This window comes from Streptomyces sp. GL_140 (assembly GCF_057834465.1).
The window spans coordinates 355753-375591 of sequence record NZ_JBYQMJ010000002.1; the positions used below are offsets into that span (position 1 = coordinate 355753).

General features: G+C 64.3%; 12 protein-coding genes and 6 pseudogenes. 11 read left to right on the forward strand and 7 right to left on the reverse strand.

Annotated elements, in window-relative coordinates:
• The first annotated feature begins 857 nt into the window (after window positions 1-857).
• The gene (locus tag AC3IYJ_RS41210; RefSeq protein ID WP_489403330.1) at window positions 858-1175 is read left to right on the forward strand and encodes a group II intron maturase-specific domain-containing protein; all 318 of its coding nucleotides are present in this window, start codon (window positions 858-860) and stop codon (window positions 1173-1175) included.
• Window positions 1176-1216: 41 nt separating this feature from the next.
• Here AC3IYJ_RS41210 and AC3IYJ_RS41215 read toward each other — a convergent pair.
• Window positions 1217-1508 (reverse strand): annotated as a pseudogene (locus AC3IYJ_RS41215) (DDE-type integrase/transposase/recombinase); the annotation flags it as partial.
• A 187-nt stretch (window positions 1509-1695) separates the two neighbouring features.
• Window positions 1696-2943 carry a hypothetical protein gene (locus AC3IYJ_RS41220; protein ID WP_489403331.1) on the reverse strand — a complete coding sequence of 416 codons (1248 nt, stop codon included), beginning with the start codon at window positions 2941-2943 and terminating at the stop codon, window positions 1696-1698.
• Window positions 2944-5734: 2791 nt separating this feature from the next.
• On the opposite strand from AC3IYJ_RS41220, the pseudogene AC3IYJ_RS41225 reads away from it, so the two are divergent.
• The 5 genes and pseudogenes from AC3IYJ_RS41225 to AC3IYJ_RS41245 all read left to right on the forward strand — a co-directional run.
• Window positions 5735-6325 (forward strand): annotated as a pseudogene (locus AC3IYJ_RS41225) (glycine-rich protein); the annotation flags it as partial.
• Between the two features lie 297 nt (window positions 6326-6622).
• Entirely contained in the window at window positions 6623-7450 is an 828-nt protein-coding gene (locus tag AC3IYJ_RS41230; protein ID WP_489403361.1) for a hypothetical protein, read from the forward strand.
• Window positions 7451-8132: 682 nt separating this feature from the next.
• Window positions 8133-8720 carry a hypothetical protein gene (locus tag AC3IYJ_RS41235; protein ID WP_489403332.1) on the forward strand — a complete coding sequence of 196 codons (588 nt, stop codon included), beginning with the start codon at window positions 8133-8135 and terminating at the stop codon, window positions 8718-8720.
• A gap of 387 nt (window positions 8721-9107) precedes the next feature.
• The gene (locus AC3IYJ_RS41240; RefSeq protein ID WP_489403333.1) at window positions 9108-9254 is read left to right on the forward strand and encodes a hypothetical protein; all 147 of its coding nucleotides are present in this window, start codon (window positions 9108-9110) and stop codon (window positions 9252-9254) included.
• A 218-nt stretch (window positions 9255-9472) separates the two neighbouring features.
• Window positions 9473-9986: pseudogene (locus AC3IYJ_RS41245) on the forward strand (IS630 family transposase); the annotation flags it as partial.
• 432 nt (window positions 9987-10418) lie between these two features.
• On the opposite strand, the gene AC3IYJ_RS41250 reads toward AC3IYJ_RS41245, so the two are convergent.
• Together AC3IYJ_RS41250 and AC3IYJ_RS41255 are read right to left on the reverse strand one after the other, a co-directional pair.
• Window positions 10419-10760: a hypothetical protein gene (locus AC3IYJ_RS41250; protein ID WP_489403362.1), complete on the reverse strand. Its 342-nt coding sequence runs from the start codon at window positions 10758-10760 to the stop codon at window positions 10419-10421.
• Window positions 10761-10920: 160 nt separating this feature from the next.
• A pseudogene (locus AC3IYJ_RS41255) lies at window positions 10921-11148 on the reverse strand (transposase); the annotation flags it as partial.
• 1390 nt (window positions 11149-12538) lie between these two features.
• Between AC3IYJ_RS41255 and AC3IYJ_RS41260 the strand changes: the two are divergent.
• Window positions 12539-12727 (forward strand): annotated as a pseudogene (locus tag AC3IYJ_RS41260) (IS30 family transposase); the annotation flags it as partial.
• Window positions 12728-12736: 9 nt separating this feature from the next.
• Window positions 12737-13234: an integrase core domain-containing protein gene (locus AC3IYJ_RS41265; protein WP_489403334.1), complete on the forward strand. Its 498-nt coding sequence runs from the start codon at window positions 12737-12739 to the stop codon at window positions 13232-13234.
• On the opposite strand, the gene AC3IYJ_RS41270 is transcribed toward AC3IYJ_RS41265, so the two are convergent.
• The 3 genes from AC3IYJ_RS41270 to AC3IYJ_RS41280 form a co-directional block, all read right to left on the reverse strand.
• Window positions 13179-13940: an aquaporin gene (locus tag AC3IYJ_RS41270; protein WP_489403335.1), complete on the reverse strand. Its 762-nt coding sequence runs from the start codon at window positions 13938-13940 to the stop codon at window positions 13179-13181. The two genes, AC3IYJ_RS41265 and AC3IYJ_RS41270, sit on opposite strands and share 56 nt — an antisense overlap.
• 37 nt (window positions 13941-13977) lie before the next feature.
• Entirely contained in the window at window positions 13978-14523 is a 546-nt protein-coding gene (locus AC3IYJ_RS41275) for a ParA family protein (RefSeq protein ID WP_489403358.1), read from the reverse strand.
• A gap of 288 nt (window positions 14524-14811) precedes the next feature.
• Complete coding sequence (locus tag AC3IYJ_RS41280) at window positions 14812-16143, reverse strand: glycine-rich protein (protein WP_489403336.1); 1332 nt, start codon at window positions 16141-16143, stop codon at window positions 14812-14814.
• A 347-nt stretch (window positions 16144-16490) separates the two neighbouring features.
• On the opposite strand from AC3IYJ_RS41280, the pseudogene AC3IYJ_RS41285 reads away from it, so the two are divergent.
• From AC3IYJ_RS41285 to AC3IYJ_RS41295, 3 genes and pseudogenes are all read left to right on the forward strand, one after another.
• A pseudogene (locus tag AC3IYJ_RS41285) lies at window positions 16491-16724 on the forward strand (transposase); the annotation flags it as partial.
• Between the two features lie 234 nt (window positions 16725-16958).
• Window positions 16959-18743: a COG1361 family protein gene (locus AC3IYJ_RS41290; protein WP_489403337.1), complete on the forward strand. Its 1785-nt coding sequence runs from the start codon at window positions 16959-16961 to the stop codon at window positions 18741-18743.
• A gap of 210 nt (window positions 18744-18953) precedes the next feature.
• Window positions 18954-19598 carry an O-methyltransferase gene (locus tag AC3IYJ_RS41295; RefSeq protein WP_489403338.1) on the forward strand — a complete coding sequence of 215 codons (645 nt, stop codon included), beginning with the start codon at window positions 18954-18956 and terminating at the stop codon, window positions 19596-19598.
• Window positions 19599-19839: the final 241 nt, after the last annotated feature.

Sequence of the window (19839 nt, forward strand, 5' to 3'; positions counted from 1 at the left end):
CATTGACCTGGTCAGCAATCCAGCCCGGCTGATGAATCGAGGTCAAGGAGTTGTGCTCCGCCGGCGGAGTGGAATCGTTTCATCGCGTGTTCGCGTTGCCCGTGACGCGGGGCCCTTGTCGAGGTGACAGGGGCCCTTCACCGGTGGAGGGGATGTCTCGGGGCGGCTGAGTGACAGGCTGTGGGCAGTGCTGGCGGAGGAGGGGGAACGTCTCGGCCTTGTACCGGAGGTTGGACCGGGCCCGCGCGGATGGCCTGCTTGAGGATCTGGGCGTGGGGCGTGTTCCCTCAGCTTCGACACTGCAGCGTGTGGTGCGCCTTGACCTGCAGGCCGGGCGGGTGCTGGAGGAGGCGCGGCCGGCGTGGGGTCGGGCTGTCGCGGAGCCGGGGGTGGGGGAAGACGGTGGTGGGGATGAAGCCGGGCCTGCCGCAGATGGGCGCTTCGCTGCTGGACGCGTTGGGGCTGTCGGCGGGGTCTCTGTCGCACCGTGCGCAGCCGGCGGACCGCGCGCTGGGGGAGGCGTTGCGCCGGCCCGGAGTGCTGTTCCTCCATGACGCGCAGCGTCTGTCTCCGCCGCTGCGGGACTATCCGGCTGCTGTGGGACGAGCCGGGTACGGCAGCGGCGTTGCTGTTGTGCGGGGCGGGCGCGTAGCGGGTGATCGCTCGGGCGCCGGCGTTGCGGTCGCGGGTGTTGACCTGGCACCAGGTCCCCGGCCTGGACCAGGAGCGGCTCGGGGAGACGTTGGCGATAGGGATGTGCGCCGGTGCTTCACGGTCCGGCGCTCGCCGCGCTGCGCGGACCGGCGGTTCAGCAGCTGTAATCGGCTGCGGGCTCAGAGGCGGCTTTCGCGGGGGGAGTGCCTGGGCAGCTGCACACCCGCTCGGACCTGCCCTTCAACGACCTCGCCCGATGGATCACCCCCGTAGTGGCGGGCTGGATCAACTACTACGGCCGCTTCCGGCCGTGGGAACTGCATCCCTTCGTGATGCGCATCAACGCCTACCTGGTGCGCTGGATCCGCCAGAAACAAAAGCGGCTCAAGGCCAAACGCAAGGCCCTCGCGAAGATGCGGGAGACCGCCCGGCGATACCCCCGCATGCTACTCGGCAGTGGGCGTGTGGCATGTGCAAGGGCTGCTACGGGCGTTGCCAGGTGTTGGCGTTTTGGGCGCTGAGGGTGTGTCAGGTCATGGTGGGGCCGGTGGCGGTGCGGTGTTCAGGCTGTGGTGGACGCGCCGGTGATCTGGTTCCAGATGGTGAAGCGGATGGTCATCTCAAAGCGGTGGTCGGGCGCGGTCATCAGGTGGCGGCGGGGGCGGAAATGGGGTGAGATGCCGCTGAACGCGGCCAGGAACCGTTGCGCCCCGCCGGTTTGGCAGGAGGATGTCGAGGACGTTGCCGTCGGTGTCCACGGCCCGCCACAGGTACTTCTGCACCCCGTTGATCTTCACGAAGACCTCGTCGATGTGCCACTTGTCGCCCGGCTGCGGACGGCGCCGAAGAGAGCTCCCGCTCAACCTGACGACGCCAGACGACGCCTTGTCCAGTCCTGTCGTAACGCCCCCAGCTCAACGGCCCTGCCCCGTAGTGATCTGATGTCGTCGGAAACATCATGCTACGGAGCAGGGCCGTCTTCAGGATCAAGGAAATCGGGCTATGAACCCATGTGCATAAGCCTCCAGGATGCGGGTCAAGTTAGCATCGTGGGTGTGACCATCCGCCGCCCATGCAGGCGTCCATGGCCTGCCATCCGTACCACCACGAGTTTGAGCCAGGCTTATCGGATGGACACATCATCCAGTTGTAGACATATGGGGACTGGGCTCCTTCGGCATTCATCACCAACGTGTCCTGGAATACGAAGAGCATTGCTCCGTGCCCCTTGTAGCCCATCCCGCTCCCAGGGGTCACCCGGCAAAGCGCCTGCAGTTTCCTGTTTTCTTGGATGTAGGGGGAAAGTTTGGCATCTGAGAGTCCCGGCCACATATCGGAGATGGCCCCAGGACGCGTAATTCCGGGAATATCTGTTGGAAAGTGCAGGAAATCATAGCCATTTTTTGGATCAAGGGCCGCTAGTCTGTTGTTTCCTGCGACCAGGGTGAGGAAGCCATTTTCGTCTATGGTGGCGCAAGAGATTCCGTATTTCCAGTTGCGTTTCTCGTCCTCGCCGAATTCTCCGTTCATGATTCTGTTAATGCCGGTGAAGGAGGTGGTGAAATTCGCAGGTCCTGTGATGAGCTGGTCTCTGCCAGGGCTCACCACAGCGTAATTGACACCGTTAAATGCTAACCAATTGCCATTAACGGGGTTGCGGGCGCAGGTGTCTAGCGTGTCAGGGAATTCCGGGTGTCCCGCGAGGGCCCGGAATCCGTACCAGCTACTGTTGACAAACTCGGGGGCTATCTGGAAGGTGTTTCCGTCGGGTGGCGTTGAGAACAGGAATGTCGGGGATCCCCAACTCAGGTTGACGTTGGTGGCGGTAAAAAACCATTCATTGCCCTGTATGTTGATTGAATTTACGGTAAATCCCTCGTAGTTGTTCTGCCGAGGCGGAGGGTTCCAGCCGTCGGGCGGGGTGTAGCTCGCGTCCGTTGATGCCCCCACGGGTGGCAGGGGGATAACGCCTGATACCTTGACCTGCCCGTTCGAGGACTGGTCCGACATTGCTGTAATCACAATCATTTCAGAGTCGCAGTAAGCGTCTATGAGTGTGGCCAGCGGATCAAGTTCTTCGAACGCGTCGGTGGCAATCTTTAAAGTCCGGCCGAAAAGTTCTCGCGCAGATTTCAGGTAGCCAACGGCCGTTCTGTCCATGTGGATGGTGTAATTAAGGCCGTGCACTTCGGCGACGATGTGGTTGGCGCTTCCTGCGTACGATCCGGAGGTCGGGGTAAAGGGTTTGCCGCACTTGCCCACGGCAGGCAGATCATTGCGGTCTGGCATGATTATCTCCTTGAATCTGCGAGTGTCTAGAGACGGCATTGCATGTTAAGGTGCTGGCTGGTTCAGGGTTTAACCCTGCCCGGATTTGGATTGCTGAAGGCTCTAATTCGTTTTCAGTTTGTCAATTTATCGACCCCCTCGAATTCAGCCTGAGCGAACAACGTGACAGCGCCCTGCCGCATGTTGCGCTCCGGTTCCAGCCCTTCCCTACCTGGACGGTGGAGTGGTCAGCGCCGGACGGGAGCCGGCCTCCCCGTGCCGTGTGGCCACGACGACGGATGGTTGTCCTTGCGGCAGCGTCCGCCGCAAGGATCGTTGGAATCCGGCAGCCTGCACGTGTCCCGCCCTCCCACAGCGCCGTGAGTACCGGCGTCGCTGCATCGATGCTTCTGAACCCTCGATGCAGTTCACTCATGGCTGACCCCCTTCATTCATGTCCAGCACACACTTGTATGTACTGCGACAAGCAATCCCCCTCGCCACAATGAAGAGGCTTTCGACGGGGACCCGGTGGTGCCGGGCCGGGGGCGGCCGATTCTGTACTGCCCGTACGGGGCGGGCGACAGGAGAGGAGGCAGCGGCCTGCTGCGCCTGGCCCGTTGCACCGCCGTCCCGGAGGTCCATGCCATGGCCCACAAGGCGGAGTGGTTCATGGATCACCGCAACGCGGACGGCTCGCTGGGTGCGATGTATGGCCACGGGGTGCGTGTCCTGGCCCGCCACCTCGCTGCCATCGGCCGCCGCCAGGCGGCCCCCTCACCCTCGCCACTTGCGCCGGGGCACGCCACCTTCACGTTCCCGCCGGACCGGATGCCCACCAGGGTGATGTCAGCGTTGCCATGGGCATCCTGGTCCTTCCCGGACCGGAGCGGATCACCATGACCGTCGGCGCGCGATGCTGGCGCGCCCTCCACCTCGAGTCGGCAACCCGCACGCCGTGGTCTTCGTGGACGACCTCGACCACGCTGGCACTCTGGCCACCGTCCCTGCCGTGGCACCGGAGAGCGCCGACCCGCGTGGCGTGACCATCGAGTTCGTGCGCAGCCTCGGTTCCAACCAATTGGTGCTCCACGTTCACGAACGCGGGTCTCGGAGTTAGAGGTCCTGACAAAGGCGTTGGATGTGTCGGTGGGGGATGAGGCAGGTGGTGGGGCCGAGGAAGGCTTCGTGGATGTCGTCGCGTCGTTCCCACCGGATCCGGAGCTGGCGGAAGCCGTGGAGCGAGGCGATGGTCCGTTCGATAGCCCGGCGCTGGATTCCGAGGCCGGCTCCGTGTGGGATACCGCGGCGGGTCGATCACTGGTTTGATGCCGTGCGCCCGGACCGGGCGGTGGTATTTGTCGTGGTCGTAGCCGCGGTTGTCGAGGAGCGTGCCCGAGGACGCCCCTCCGCCTGTTTCGGCGCCGGCCCGGGCAGCAACGGTGCGATGAGCGACCACAGTTCATCCGACACGGTCCACGGTCGCGACTGACGTTTCCCCACGGCCAGACCAACAACCACCCGGACCGAAAGTCACATAATCAACGGCTTCTGTTAGGACCTCTCAGGGCCGGACCTGACCACCCGCGAGATCATCGGGTACCTGATGTCCGATCACCACCGCGCCCACCTCGTCGTCGACGCCCCCGACATGACTGCCGAGCCCAGCCACTTCGCGCCCGACACAATGATCCACAGCAATCACGGATCTGAAAACACCTCCGATCAGCCCCGAACCAAAATAAGTGAGCCGGGACACCGGCAAACACAGGCCGGACCGGAAACCGCTTCGACAACACCGCCACGGAGAGCTTCTGAGCAGTCCTGAAAGAACAGACCGACACCCGCCTCCGACCCGACCGGGCCACCACACACCCCACGAAACACACCCGGAGGCGAGGTCGGTGACCAGCCGGGTGGCGGTCGCCGACTCCCTCAGATAGAGCAGTGTCCGGCGGGAGTTGAAGTTCAGTAGCGTGTCCACGATCTTGTCGAGTTCGGGTCGGGCGATGTCATCCCGGCTGGCGGAGACCGCCCCCGACGTGGCCGCCGCATCCGGACCCGTTCGCCTCTGCACCGTGTGGCCGACCGCCGCCGCAACGGGCGAACGAGGCCTTCAGCGGCCCGCATACGGAGCTCCGACACCCGCCCTACTGGGCTGGGCTGACCGAGGCCCCACCCGGCTCCTCAGCAGCGAACGCGACTGCCACGATGGCCAGGACGGTGCGGAGGCAGACGGGTGAAGGGCGCCGGCCACGAGGATCCCCCGCTGGTTGGCCGACTCCTCCGCGCCATGGCCTCCGGCACCGAGGGCCGGCTGATGGGTGGTGCGCGGAGCCCCCACCCATACCGGCACACCTCGTACGAACGGCTCGGGTACATCCGCTCCACGGCTGGCGGAGTGGAGCTGGCAACTGCCCTGGTCAACGTTGAGCCCTTCGGTGCCTCCTGAGCTTCTGAAAGTCTCACAGCCTGTTCCGAGGGGGATGGCGTGGGTGGTGACATATGAGGGGGTGAAGAAGTTGTGCCCGGTTGTTGTTTCCTGTGGGCGGAGCCGGGGTCCATTTCGCATAGATAGGGAGTGAAGGATATGAGGAGCGACATCGGTGGGCCGGTTTCCCAGGGGCAGGTGCCTGAATGGGCGTTGAGGAGTCCGTTGGCTGGCCCGACTTCTCAGGGTGGTTCCGTGGCACAGGGTACGACGGGTAACTCGTCGCCGTCGGATGGATTCGACAGGTGCCATCGATTTGAGGCTACCGGTGCGCAGGACTCGTTTATTGTCCCGGCTGGTGTCACCAGTGTGGACGTCCGCATGTGGGGTGCCGGCGGCGGGCTGCCCGGAAAACATGAAAGCCAGGCTGGGGCGGGTGGCTATACCCGCGGCACGGTTGCCGTCACAACAGGAGAAACGCTTTCTCTGGTTGTGGGTAAAACCGGCTCGGTCGCTACCGGTGGTTTCCCCGGTGGTGGCCAAGGTGGTCCCCAAGGCCACTCGTACGCAGGTGGTGGCGGGGGCGGCATGAGCGCCTTGTGGCACGACGCGAAGCCCAGTACTCCTACCCTTATCGCCGGTGGTGGTGGCGGCAGCGACGATGCGAGCCTCCTATTTGGTGGTGGTGGCGGTGGCGTGAAAGGCGGCGACGGCGCCGGGCCCAATGCAGGTCACGGCGGTGGTGGTGGCATTGGAGGCTCGTGGGACGGGGGATCAGCCTCCAACGCCGGTGATGTCATTGTCGGTGGTGGGCAACGAGGAGGGAACAGCCCGGGCGCTGGCGGTGGGGGATCTGGCTGGGGAGGAGGAGGTGGCGGCACCATGGTTTCGGGCAATTCTCATGGTGGCGGCGGTGGTGGCGGCGGTTACTGTTCGGGCCCTACGGTAACCAATGGCATCACCATTGCCGGCCTGCCCGGCAGCGCGAGCAATTCGAACAATGCCCCTAAGCAGGATGACCCGCAGTATACGGGCACTGTGGGTATGGGCGGCAGTGATGGTCTGGTGGTAGTTCAGTGGAATGATTTTTCGGTGGTTGCGGGTGGTCCGCCGGATGTGACGCTTGTGCCTGCCGGGGCGTCCGGGTATCCGGGTGTCCAGGTGATTCATGAGGGGGCTGGGCAGGTCCCGCCGCTGGATGTGACGGTGAAGCTCCCGGCGGGTGCGCTTCTCAAGTTCCAGCCGCAGCCTACGTATTTGGTTTCGGTGATGAATCCGCAGACCGGTTTAGTTACCAACTTTGACGCCACCGTGTCTGGCGACGGGCAGACGCTGACCGCTTCCCAGGTCGATCTGACGCAGGCGGGGCTCGGTGGGAGCGGGACGTACGTCCCGGTGTGGGTGGCGGTGACGGCTGATGCGACGGCGCCGGTGGGGACGTCACAGCTGGCCTTCACCATCGGCAATGTGGCCTCCCCGTCCACCCCCGTCAACGTCATTGCCAGCAGCAGTCTGCCCCAGACCCCGGTCATCACCTCCCCGAAGAACGGCAGCACCACCGGTGACCGGCCCGACTTCACCGGCACCGTCCCCGCCCCCGTCGAGCAGGGCACCTACATCCGCGCCACCGAAGGATCGACGGTCATCGCCGACAACATCCCGATCAAGGCCGACCGGACCTGGATCTTCGACCGCGCTGCCCAAGCCGGACCCTGGACCCCCGGCACCCACACCGTCACCGTCACCGCCGTCCACGGCGCCGACACCTCGGCCCCGGCCACGGTGACGTTCACCGTCGTCGACCCCCGGACCCCGGTCATCACCACCCCGAAGAACGGCGGCACCACCGGTGTCCGGCCCGACTTCACCGGCACCGTCCCCGCCCCCGTGGACCAGGGCACCTACATCCGCGCCACCGAAGGGTCAACGGTCATCGCCGACAACATCCCGATCAAGGCCGACCGGACCTGGATCTTCGACCGCGCTGCCCAAGCCGGACCCTGGACCCCCGGCAGCCACACCGTCACCGTCACCGCCGTCCACGGCACCAACATCTCCGCCCCAGCCACCGTCACCTTCACCGTCGCTCAGGGCTGATTCATAGTCGTGGTGATCATTTGGCTGTGCAGGTCAGGCCGTGCGAGGCGGCGGGCGGATGGTCAAGGTCCTGCCGCGAATGTCTCCTTCACCGGCTGAGCCCCGGAGCGCAAGCGGATCATTCTGGCCTGAAATATGACATGTCATCAGATTTGCTGGTGTTAGGTTCATAAAAGAACTCCTGGTGGAGCGGCGGGTACACCAGTCGCCCTGCCAGGAGTTCTCTGTGCCGACTCGCCCGCCGTGTCGTGCGATTGCCTCGCGCACATGGACGGCAACGCCGCCGATCATCCCGACCGGCAGCGCCCGTATCCGTCGGACATGACGGACACGGAGTGGGCGGCTTTGCGGCCCTTGCTGCCGACGCCATCCCTGACTGGAGGGCACTGTCACGTTGTCGGTCCTGCGGTCACCGGCTGGTGGTAGGAATTCTTCACCGCCGAGCGCCGCTACACCTCGTGGGTCGGTCTCCACGGCAGCAACCCCGCAGCCCAGATCACCCTGATCCAGGAGAGCGAGGGCGGGGACCGGGTGCTCAGGAGGTGGCCACCACCGGCAGAGCAACACCCTGGTCGGTAGGTGGGCTGTGCGGCGGTCGCGCGGATGAGTTCTCTGACGTCGCTCACGTGGTGATGCTTGGCGTCGGACTATTTGTGCCCCTTGAGGGAAGGAGCCTGCCAGGATGGTGGAAACTGTCTGTCCCTCTTTCGAGGAGGCCGAGTTGACCAGTTCCGAGGCTAAGGGGCCCAAGTTGCCGCCGACCTACCCGCCGAAGACACCTCCGCCCCAGAAGAAGCCGGCGGAGGCTCCGCGGCCTCAGCCCTCGACGAAGTCAAAGACGGAGGCGGAGGTTGCGGTACGGCGGCCGCGCATGATCGTGCGGAATCGGCGAACAGCTGCGTTTACGTTTAGGGCTGACGAGTGGGCGGCGAAGAAGGCCGCACGCCAGGCCGTGGAGACCGTACGCGGTTGGGACTATCCGGCCTTGAATGAGAGCGACCTCGAAGTCGCCGTGCAGCGGCTGGTTACGGCCGCTGTTGCGGACGGTGGGAAGCGGCTCAGCGTGCACCTCGGAGACCAGGATGAGAAGGTCCTTGTTGCCGTGCTCAGCCACGTAGCCGGGACGCCCGACGACGGCATGCTCGGCGAGGTCGCGGCGCTGGCTACAGTCGACTCGGCCGGTACGGACTCCGGGCCGGATGGCCGACGGATGTGGGCCGTACTGGACGCGACGCTCCAGCGCCCGCGGGCTGGGAAGACAGCAGCGTGAAGGCCGGGAACACCTGGTGGCCCGCCTTCTGACTCGCCCCTCCAGCCTCTGTCCCGAACGGCGGCTGGCGTCTGTCAGTGCCGTCCGGCGCTGGTCGGGCGGGGCCTCCTCGTGCCAAGAATTCAGGGGTCTCGTGAACGGCGAGAGCGCCCTGGGCAAAGTGCTCGAAGCGGCGCTCGTACTGCTTGACGATGCGTTCCTCGCGGCGTACGTACCGGCAGCGCCGTCGGCTCCGCCGCTCTGTCCTTGAGGAAGCGCCCGTACTCCCTCAGGTCTGGACTGATGTGCTGGTACGTCGGGGCCCCCAGGCCGTTGGCGAAGCCGGCACGCAGCAGGCGCCGCGCGGTGGACAGCCCGGCCGGGTACTCCAGAAGAGCGGGACCGTCCGTGTCCAGGCACTGCTCTTCCCGTACCAACCAGTGCCGCGATTGGGCGACCAGCTTCAAGGCATCGAACTGGGAGTCGATCAACCTGGGGACGCTGGACTCGGCGGAAGCCGAGACGGCACTGGCCCAGTTCTCCGACCGCTCATGAACACGCCATCCGGGCACGCCTACGCCGGACCCGAAAGGAGGCTCGACGGGGCCTTCGTCTTGCAAAACACACAGGGATGCGTACAGTTCCGGCCTATCTCCAGGGGCTATCAGGCTCCGCGGCGCCTATTCCGGCCGCAGGGACGGCGGCCTGGCCGTGCGTTGTCCACGAACGTTCGCCGGGTCGGGTGACAGGGGCGGTTGGAGTTCGCGGTAGGGCCGAGGAGAAGACCGGACCGGCTGCCGACCACCTACCACCGCACCCATGGCATCCGCTATTCCACGGCTGCTGTTCCATCGGAGACGACCAGCTGCGGGGTGTGACCCGGCGCCGCAAGGGCGGCGACCACAGCCTCGCGGCACTGGAGTCGATCCGTGCCGCCCGGCCCGACGGCGCCCCCATCTACGTGATCATGGACAACCTCTCGGCAAACAAGACGCCGGCCATCCGGACCTGGGCGGGCAAGAACAAGGTCGAGTTGTGCCCGACACGACCAGCGCGTCGTGGGCCAACCCGATCGAGGCCCAGTTCGGGCCCTTACGGAACTTCGTCATGGGCGGTTCCAACCACCCCAACCACCCGGCGCTGGCCCGGAAGCTTCAGGACTACCTGCGGTGGCGCAACGCGAATGCCCGCCACCCCGACGTCCTGGCCGCCCAACGCCGCGAACGTGCCAAGGTCCGCAGCGAACGCCGGCGGCGCTGGGGACGACCACGGCCTCAAGCCGCCTGATCAACCCCGGCGAACGTTCGTGGACAACCTAGCGGTGTCACCGGAGGCTTGCTGCGCAAGATTCCCGTTGGCGAAGTACTCTCCGCCGTCCGCTTGAATGCAACTTGGGAGACAGCGCGCCGCGAAGGCACACGGGTAGTTCCGGGCCAGCAACCCCGTTGATCATGCTGCCCCGCCGGGGATCCTCAAGATCCCCGGCAGAGTCAAGCTAAGGCTCCCCGCGCGTGCCGCCGAAGATCCACTGACACCATGAATCGGGCCGGGATGCCGATGGCCCCGGCACGTGCGGCTGCTGTCCTTGAACCGGGCGTCACGCGACCATGCCGAAGCCCTGGGGAGCGCCCTGTACCACGCGGACCCGTTTACCGGTCAGCCGAGCATCGCTGGGACGGCAGGGGGGGAGAGATGGGCAGCGCTCCAAGAAAGGGTGGTTCAGCCTCCGAAGCGGATGCGGTAAGCCCACTTCTCGTTCGTGGCAGGCAGCGCTTCAAAACACATGCCTTCTTGCCCGGTGGCAACGGTGTCTCCAGCCGCCTTCCAACAATTCCGGCCGCCACTATCACAGCACACGATTTCGCGTGGCAGGGCATCGCTGGCGTGGCTGGTCACGGCCGAGCTGCCTATCAGGCCGACGGACATGAGCGTGAGCACGAAGAATCTTTTCCACATAGCATTCGTTCCTTCAGAGTCGTCGTTGGCGCGGGCAGCCCAGTAGACTGCACTATTTCTTTCCGGTGGCTGACCAATACTAGGACGCACCTGACGAGTGATCAAAATTGTGCACCTTGAGGGCCCTTAGAGGTCCTGACAAAGGCGTTGGACGTGTCGGTGGGGGATGAGGCAGGTGGTGGGGCCGAGGAAGGCTTCGTGGATGTCGTCGCGTCGCTCCCATCGGATCCGGAGTCGGCGGGCCGGCGACGGACGGGATCTTCTTCAGCAGCACCAGGTGCAGTTGGTCCCACACGCCGGCGTCGTTCCGGGCGGCCGGGCGCCGCCAGCAGGTCATGCCCGATTCGAAGCCCAGCTCCTGTGGCAGGTACTCCCACTGGATTCCGGCATGGAGCACGAACAGGATCCCGCACAGGGCCTGCCGGTCCGGGACCCGAGGACGCCCTTCCGCCTCTTTCGGCGCCGGCGGGGGTCGGTTCCGCATGGGATGTCGAAGCCGCTCCTGGAAGGAGCTCGGCGGGGCGTCTGTGGCTTCAAGCGTAGGCGCCGGCTGCTCGGTGCGCGGCGAGTTCGACGCGAAGGTCGGCCACAGGGGGCCCTTTCCGTAGTCACCACTGCAGAGGTTGTTGAGTGGTGAAGTGACTTGTCGGTCAGTTACCGGTTGGGTCACGGACAGGGCAAGGGCTCGGCCGGCTCCTCGTTGTCGGTGGTCGATCTTGGTGTCGGCTCGTCTGTGCGGCACGGGTGCCAGGTCCGGGGCGCGCCCGGGAGGTCGACGGCGGCTGTCAGCCGTGGCGGCGTAGACAGCCCGGATCCCGGGCCAGCACGGTGCGTGTCACTCACTACCGCGCGTCAATTGGACGTCTATTGCCGTGGGGGAGGCCTTGGCGGCCGGTCCGCACGTGGTGGTGCGGGATCCGCTCACGCAGTGCCCGCGTCACGCAGGGCCGCCAGCCCTCACTGCCTTCCGGGAAGTTGTCACGTCTGCGGTACGCCGGGCTGGCAGAGCGTTTGGGGTGTTCGAAGGAGTGCGCCGCAGCGACTGTCGCCGGGTTCCGGGGCCAGGGCGGCGGTGTACACATCGGGGGAAGTAAGGGGGGAAGTATCGAGGGAAATATGAGGGGACGTATCAGGGGAAATATGGGGGGAGGGTTCAGCGCCGTCGGGTTGGTGTTCTGCCTGTTCAGCTCCCGGTTTTTGGCCGGTGAGTGCGCGGACTTTCTTTGTGTGGGTGTGGGGAGTCGTTGGAGGGTCGAGAGGAGCGAGGCTGCCGGGTCGGCGCTGCGCGTAGCTCTTGAACGGGTTCCGTGGCTGGGGCAGGTCCGGCGTGTGATGGAAGTGCTGGGGCTATTTGAGGGGAGCTCGTGCTGAGGTCTTGATGGGGGCGTTGTCGGGGTTGCATTGGTTGGCGGGTTCTCGCACGGTGTTGTTCTGCTGACCTGTTCGCAGCGCTTCCGATAGGGCTTCAGCCAGTCAGGCCTGTCATCGGCGTTCCGCCGTAGCGGTTGTGTGCTGGCACTGGTTGAAGTCTCTGCTCTGGCGCGGGGCGTCCTTGCTGTCTCGGCCACCGTCGCGTACGCGTGAACGGTGTCGGCCCCTGGGTGATTTCATCCGGAGCCGGTTCACAGCAGCTGAGCTGCTTGCGATCTTGCTCCCGACCCGCGTGGTCTTCCGGGGCGGTGGTGTCGTCGGAGCCAGCTGTGTCTATTCGCTGGTGGTGCCGCCCGCGCCGAGGGCCCGGCGCCTCGGCCTCGGGGCGGTCTCTGGGGCCTGTTCCCAGGCAGGAGCCATGGGATCGGGCCAAGGGCGGCGAATCCGGCCGCCAGGCGGCCGTGTCGGGTCGGCCTTTCCGGGCCGGAGTCTGTCAAGCGGGTCCGGAGCCGAACGGGCTACTGCGTCAGTACTTCCCGAAGGGCACTGATCTCCCACGCTGGTCGTCCACGGACCTCGAAGCCGTCGCCATGACGATCAACAACCGGCTCCGCAAGATCCTCGGCTGGCGGACACCGGCCGAGGTCTTCGAGGAACAGCTACGCTCGCTGCAACAGCCCGGTGTTGCAACGACTGGTTGAACTCGCCGAATGCACTCCGCCGCCTACAACAGCCTCTGCGACCGGCTCGGCGTGGTCCAGTCCATGGGGCGAGTGGGGTCCTGTTTCGACAACGCCGCCGCCGAGGCGTTCAAGTCGACGATCAAGGTCGAGTACGTCCACCGGCACAGGTTCACCACCCGCGCCGAAGCCCGGATCAAGATCGCCACCTGGATCGCCGACTTCTACAACACCAGACGCCGCCACACCCGTGCCGGCGGACTCCCGCCCACGGAGTTCGAGGAGAAGATCAGCCAGCAACGCGGCCAAGCCCACCAGAGGGCCGAAGCGGCATGGACGAGGGCTCTACGTTTCCTGGGGATTGACAGAACCCCCCACCCCTGCGCGCGCCGACCGGAGTGCACGCATGCCCCCCCGAGCAGGGGCAGCTATCCAGCCACCGCTGATGAAGCTCACTGGGTCCTCGTGTCCATCAAACTCGGGGCTCATCCGCGGCCTGCTTCCCGGTCTCGGCCCTGGTGCGGCTGACCGCGTGCCAGCTGACACCGGCAAGGAGGCCACCGAGGAGAGGGAACACGACGAATGCCCATAGCTGGTTGAGGGCCCAGCCGTGCTGGAAGACGGCGGTGGCGAGTGAGCGGGCGGGGTTCACGGAGGCGTTGCTGACGGGGATCGTGATCAGGTGCACCAGGGTCAGGCCGACGCCGGCCACCAAGCCGCCCACCGCCACGGGGAAGCCGCGGGCGGTCGTGGCAAGCACGATGAGCACGAACACGGCGGTGGCCACGACCTCGGCCAGGATGACGGCGCCGAGGTTGTAGTGGTCGGGGGAGTGGACGCCGAAGCCGTTGGACGCGAACCCTGCCTCGCTGACGGAGACGATGGTGGGCTTGCCGTTTTGGTCCTTGGCGGTGAAGCCGGCCTTGCCCTGGCCGATTGACCAGATCAGCAGCGCTCCGAACAGGGCTCCTGTAACTTGCCCACCCAGATAGGCGGGCAGCAGCCGGACGTCGGTCTTGCGGATCGCGACCATCGCCGCGGTGATGGCGGGGTTGATGTGGCAGCCAGAGATTGGACCGATCAGGTATGCCGCTGCCAGCAGACTGAGCCCGAAAGCGATCGCGACGCCGAGCACGCCGGCGCGCTCGGCGTCGAAGACTGCAGTCCCCACCCCGCCGACGATCAGGATCGCGGTGCCGAGGGCTTCGGCGAGGAAGATACGTAAGGGTGGCATGAGTGCCTCCTGGTCTGGGTTGCGAGGCATGATCACCTCAGGTTCCCCGACCGTAGGCACAGGTGTCGCCGCGACGCCCGTCGGCGGACCCGTCCGGGGGAACACCCGTCATCACCGGGGAGCGGTACCGTCCAGCCGGTCCGCAGCTCAGTGACGATCCGTCATGTGGACTGTGGGCGGAAGAACGTCGGGTCTGTGCCGGAATCGGTTGAGCCGGTTTCGGGCGACGGCTTCGAGCCGGTCGAGGGCGACGGTGGCAAGGCTGGTGAGGCGTTTGACGTGGACCCACAGGAACTCGACCGCGTTGAGCTCGGGTGTACGAGGGCAGGACGAACACCGTCAGCCAGTCCCGGGCCGCGATCAGCTCGCGAATGACGTACGGGACATGGGTGTCGAGCCTGTCCCAGCCGAAGGGCCGACCCAGCCTCCGCGAGGCGTTCGCCTGCGGTTCCAGATCGGCCACCAGGACCCGGTGCCCCTGCGCGGCGAGCGCGCCCGCCATGTTCACCACCCACGCGGTCTTGCCCACGCCGCGGTTGTGGTTCCCCGCCGCGACCCGCCTACTTGACAAACACACAGGCATCCCGAGGCGCGGCAATGCCGGTATCACGACCTGGCCAAGGCCCTGCTGCCACACCGACTGCTGCTACCACGATGAACCTCCAACGCCTCAACACCTGGTGGACCCAGGCCCCGCGGGCCCGCACTCGACTAGCACACCCGGCAGCCCTGCGGCCCATCGCATAGAGCTCGATGGGCCGAATTCACCAACGGTGTAGTCATAGCTGGCGGGGCCTTCTCCGCGTTCCGGCCTGGCCTGCGTCAGCGGACATCACATCGGGGGCCGCGGGCGCCACGGTGAACTCGGTGGTCAGGTGACGTTGACGGGGGTGGACTGGGAGGCCATGTTGCCGATGGTGAAGGTCAGCTGTGTCGTCCCCGCCGGCGCCTTCGCATCGGCCGTCACCGCCAGCCACACTGGGACGTACGTCCCGTTCCCACCGAGTCCCGCGTGCGTCAGATCGACCTGGGGAGCGGTCAGCGTTTGCCCGTCGGCAGATACGGTGGCGTCATAGTTGGTGATTACGCCGGTGACTGAATTCATCACCGAAACCAAATATGTGGGCTGCGGCTGGAACTTGAGAAGTGCACCCGCCGGGAGCTTCACCGTCACATCCAGCGGCGGGACCTGCCCATCCCCCTTATGAATCACATGTACACCCGGATATCCGGGTGTCCCGGCAGGCGCAAGTGTGACATTCGGCGGGCCACCCGGAACCACCGCCACCGAAAGATCATTCCACTGGATTACCACCAGACCATCACTGCCGCCCATACCCACAGTGCCCGTGTACTGCGGGTCGTCCCGCTTAGGGGCATTATTCATTTGGCCGGCAATGGTGATGCCATTAGTTACCGTAGGGCCCGAACAATAACCGCCGCCGCCGCCGCCGCCGCCACCACGACCATCGCCGCCGCAGCCTCCTCCTCCCCAGCCAGATCCCCCACCGGCAGCGAGCGAAGTATCCCCTCCTCCTCCTCGTTGTCCACCACCGACAGTGGCATCACTGGCGTTGGAGGCTGATCCCCCGTACCACGAACCTCCAATGCCACCACCACCGCCAGAACCTGGGATTACTCCGGCGCCGTCGCCACCTTTCACGCCGCCACCAGCACCACCAAAATTGGAGTTATCCGTGTCTTCGCCGCCACCACCACCGGCGATAAGGGTAGGCGTAGTGGGCTTCTCTTCGTGCCACAAGGCGCTCATTCCGCCCCCGCCACCAGCTTGGTACGCACCGTAATTGGGACCACCTTGGCCACCACCGGGGAAACCACCGGTAATACCCGAGCCAGTTTTGCCCACAGCCAGAGAAAGCGTTTCTCCCGGTGTGACGGCAACCGTGCCGCGGGTATAGCCACCCGCCCCAGGCTGTTGTGATCGATGCAGTGTGCTTAACCCGCCACCGGCGCCCCACATGCGGACGTCCACACTTGTTACACCCGCCGGGACAATAAACGAGTCTTGTGCACCTGTAGCCTCATACCGATGACACCTGTTGAATCCATCCGACGGTGAGGAGTTACCCGTCGTGCCCTGTGCCACGGAAGCAGCCTGAAAAATCAGGCCGGCCAACGGACTCCTCAACGCCCATTCGGGCACCTGACCCTGGGAAACCGGCCCACCAATGTCGCTCGTCATATCTGCACTCCCTGCTTGTGCGTAAGAGACCCCGGCTCCGCTCACAAGAAGCAACTACCGGGCACAACTTCTTCACCCACTCGTATGTCACCACCCGCGCCATCCCCCTCGGAACCTTTGGAGGGTTTTCCAACCTCACGTCGAGGCGTGGTGAAGGACGACTAACGGCCTTGACGATCTGGGTGATCCGGTCGGTTCTTGCGGTTGGCGGCCGGCCCGGCGGTCAGCACTGGTCCCGCAGCCGCTCGGGGTACGGCCCGAACCCGCCGATCGGCATTGCAGGCCCCACACCCTCACGGACACAGAACCGAAGACGATCACAACCCCACGCAGTCCCTGGTTACACGATCAGCACCCTGCTGGACGCCCACCCTCTTCACCCGGTCCTGACCTCGATGCCCGGAGTCGGATTCAGGACCGCCACCGTCCTCCTGGTCACCGTCGGAGACGGCACCAGCTTTCCCAACGCCGCCCACCTCGCCTCCTACGCCGGCCTCGCCCCGACGACGAAGTCGTCGGGGACCTCGATGCACGGCGAACAGACACCCAGAGGCGGAAACCGGCAGATCAAACGCGCCATGCTCCGCGACGGCTAAGAGCCCCGAACACCCACCATCACCCTCGCCGCATGACCACCCCGAACAGCCTCATGCCCGGCACCATGTCCTTGACAAAGGGCATAGAGACACCCCCCGGCTCACACTCACTCGTTTGGTGGCGAGGGGGCTTCCGATTCGTAGGACGTAGAAGCCGCCAGGTCGTTGGACCGGGCTTGGCTGCTGACCTGCACCATAAACTGAGAAAGGAGTGTCGCAATGTTGGATCTGGGTTACCTTAATGGGACCGCACCCGGAGCTGAAAAATCCGCTCTTGCAACGCATTCAAACGAGCTGATGGCTCGAAGCGCAATCGATGCTTCACAATCCCCACTTGCATCCAAGGTTACCGGTCCCCGCAATGGCACTGGCATCGCATTTTCAGGCGTGGATTTCTTGCACGTTGGTTCCACAAGTGACGGAATCAACAAGATTCCAAAGGGTGAGGCGCAGGTAAGCGAGTCAAGTGCGGACGCAAACTGCTATGCCATGGATCTTGATGGCGGTGGAACCACGGGGCGCATTGCAGACCTTTATGTAGCAGATTACCAACGCAGTAAGATCTGGCTTCTCCCTCTGGATCAAGGGATCGAGGCAGCACCCCGCTCCATCACCACCGTAAGGGATGCGTGCGGCATTTCAGTGACTGCTGACGGCCGGAATGCAGCCGTAACCAACCGAAGTGGTGAACTGTACTGGGTCGACCTTGAAACGGGATATACGGGGTTCCCCATCGCCACGGGGCTGGGGTCCTGGTGCCGTGTCGCCCTCGATGAAACAGGAAACGGTACGGCTTACGTTTCCGACAGTTCCGGGGGTGTGCTCTGGAAGGTTCCCATGGCTGGCGGGGACAAAGCAGTCGTCGCGACCGGGATGTCTCGGCCGCAGAATTTGTTTCTGCGACACAATTCCGGCCCCGGTAATGCGTTCACGTATGCCTATATCGTGACGGCGAGTGGGGACATGTGGCGTATTCCAGTCGGTGGCGCACCGGTTGCGGGCGATGGTTTTTCAGGGTACCAAGTGTCACGCGACAGGGATTTAGCAGTCTTTAATCTCGGTAATGCGGGTGCCGTAACAATCGATGCCGAAGGTGTGGCGTATATCGCGTCCGACGGCATGGTGTGGACCGTCAAGGAAGTCGACGATCCACTCCCGGAGAACGGCGCTACGGGAGAATTCTCGGTGTCATCATCGGGAGACACCACTATCTCCCAAGGGGGTGGGCCCGGGTATTCGGGTGTTGCGTTGCAGAACACGGGTACTGCACCGGTATCCCCAAGGGATGTGACCGTGACCCTCCGCTCTGATAGGGGACTACGGTTTGAGAAGCCGGGCGGCACGGATTTTCTGCTGACCGTGATGGGTTCCAACGGAACACTGGAGAATTATGCCGGGACCACGTCCACCAACGAGCAGACGGTCACCTTCCAGCAGGTTGATCTGGCGCTTCCGACGGCGGGTGCGACTTCCGCCGCTTGGGTAGTAGTCGCGGCATCCCCGGGTGCCCCGGTAGGCGTGACGGATCTCAATTTCTCGGTCGGCGAGCAGCGCTCTCCTTCAGGGGCGATCCACGTCGTTAGCGGACAAGGCCTGTTCGATGTATCGCCCAGCGGTCCGCCCAACGCCGTGCTCACACGGGGTCATGGTGCTGGATATCCGGGGGTTACGCTCCGCGGCCAGGGCACGGAACCCATCCCCCCGCAGGACATCACGGTCACGCTGCCGCCAGGCATGGGGTTACGGTTCGTGCCCGAAGGCAACCCCAGTTACGTCCTCACCGTCAAGTCTGGTGACCATTCAACATTTCACGCCGGGATGCTCGGGCACGACGGTCAGACTCTCACCTTCCCTCAGGTCGAATTGGGGCTCCTTGGCCAAGGTTCCGAGTCCAGGGCCTGGCTGGCTGCAGCTGCCCTCAGCGATGCCCCGTTCGGGGTAACGAGTTTGTCCTTCACTGTAGGCAGCCGGAGTTCTCTGTCCACTCCCGTTCAGGTCGCCTAATCCGATCTCTCTATTCTTTGCAGCATCCACTTCAGACGCAGGCGTCACAAAAGCCCACTTCGTAGCACCCAAGAGCCATCTGGAAGTTTCACCATTATCGCTAATCGTGCACAATGGATCGCCAAATAGTGCAACACTCCGCAGAATTTTCCACCCCGTCCCTAAATTTCAATTAGATATTCCTCTTGACCGGAAAACGAGGTAATCGGAATGACCGAGGTAGCCTTCAAGCCCTTTTTAAGGGATGACGTTCCCGCCGTTCCCTGTGAAATCAGTTCAGAAATCCAGGGTCTGCCACCCACTATGACCGACATCCTCTGCCAAGAGTTGTCTCACATGCGAAGCGTGTGCGATCGGGACGGCTTGGACGTACTGGAGACCGGTTGCATCAGGAACTCCGCGCCGGGTCACCACCTCGCGGATGGTTGGTCTACATTGGCCTTTGCTCAGCATGTTCGGGACTATCAAGGGCGTCTAACCTCTGTCGATTTAGATACATCGGAGGCGCGTCAAGTCCTGGCGACCTCAGGGTTGTCACACAAGGCTAACTTGATTTCTGGAGATTCCGTCACGCATCTTCAAAAGCTTTACGAGCAAGGGCGAAGCTTCGACTTCATCCTGCTGGATTCCGGCAACGACCCCGACCTAATTTTCTCCGAATATCAAATCGCGGTGAATCTGGTGCGCCACCCCGGCTTGATCGCTATTGATGACGTGCAGTATTATCCGGATTCTCACGGGACCAAGGGGGCGCTTGTCGTCCCTTACCTGGAGAGGCGGAAAATTCCATTTCGCGTCAAGCGTCGATGGGGCGGCATTGGGTGGATTGACGTTGTTATCATTGATATTCCGTAAACGCCTTCGGTCTGTGGACCAGGGAGGCGCGTACGACTGCAGGATTTAAATTGAACGGGCAGATTTTGGACGTTCGACCTGGGCTGAGTCGGGCGGTGTGGTCGGCTGATGATCCGCTTCACCATCTGCAACCACACCACCGGCCTGCCCGCCACCGGTTGAACCGCGAGCCACTCCCGCCCCTGGCGCACCCTGACGCATTATCAGCCGACCACAGCGCCTGACAACGCGACAACGCCCC

What these genes read in the sequence shown, in the direction of transcription:
- AC3IYJ_RS41220 (WP_489403331.1), bottom strand. Translation starts at nt 2,943, where the DNA reads ATGCCAGACCGCAATGATCTGCCTGCCGTGGGCAAGTGCGGCAAACCC.
- AC3IYJ_RS41230 (WP_489403361.1), top strand. Translation starts at nt 6,623, where the DNA reads ATGAATCCGCAGACCGGTTTAGTTACCAACTTTGACGCCACCGTGTCT.
- AC3IYJ_RS41235 (WP_489403332.1), top strand. Translation starts at nt 8,133, where the DNA reads ATGGTGGAAACTGTCTGTCCCTCTTTCGAGGAGGCCGAGTTGACCAGT.
- AC3IYJ_RS41265 (WP_489403334.1), top strand. Translation starts at nt 12,737, where the DNA reads ATGCACTCCGCCGCCTACAACAGCCTCTGCGACCGGCTCGGCGTGGTC.
- AC3IYJ_RS41270 (WP_489403335.1), bottom strand. Translation starts at nt 13,940, where the DNA reads ATGCCACCCTTACGTATCTTCCTCGCCGAAGCCCTCGGCACCGCGATC.
- AC3IYJ_RS41275 (WP_489403358.1), bottom strand. Translation starts at nt 14,523, where the DNA reads ATGCCTGTGTGTTTGTCAAGTAGGCGGGTCGCGGCGGGGAACCACAAC.
- AC3IYJ_RS41280 (WP_489403336.1), bottom strand. Translation starts at nt 16,143, where the DNA reads ATGACGAGCGACATTGGTGGGCCGGTTTCCCAGGGTCAGGTGCCCGAA.
- AC3IYJ_RS41290 (WP_489403337.1), top strand. Translation starts at nt 16,959, where the DNA reads ATGTTGGATCTGGGTTACCTTAATGGGACCGCACCCGGAGCTGAAAAA.
- AC3IYJ_RS41295 (WP_489403338.1), top strand. Translation starts at nt 18,954, where the DNA reads ATGACCGAGGTAGCCTTCAAGCCCTTTTTAAGGGATGACGTTCCCGCC.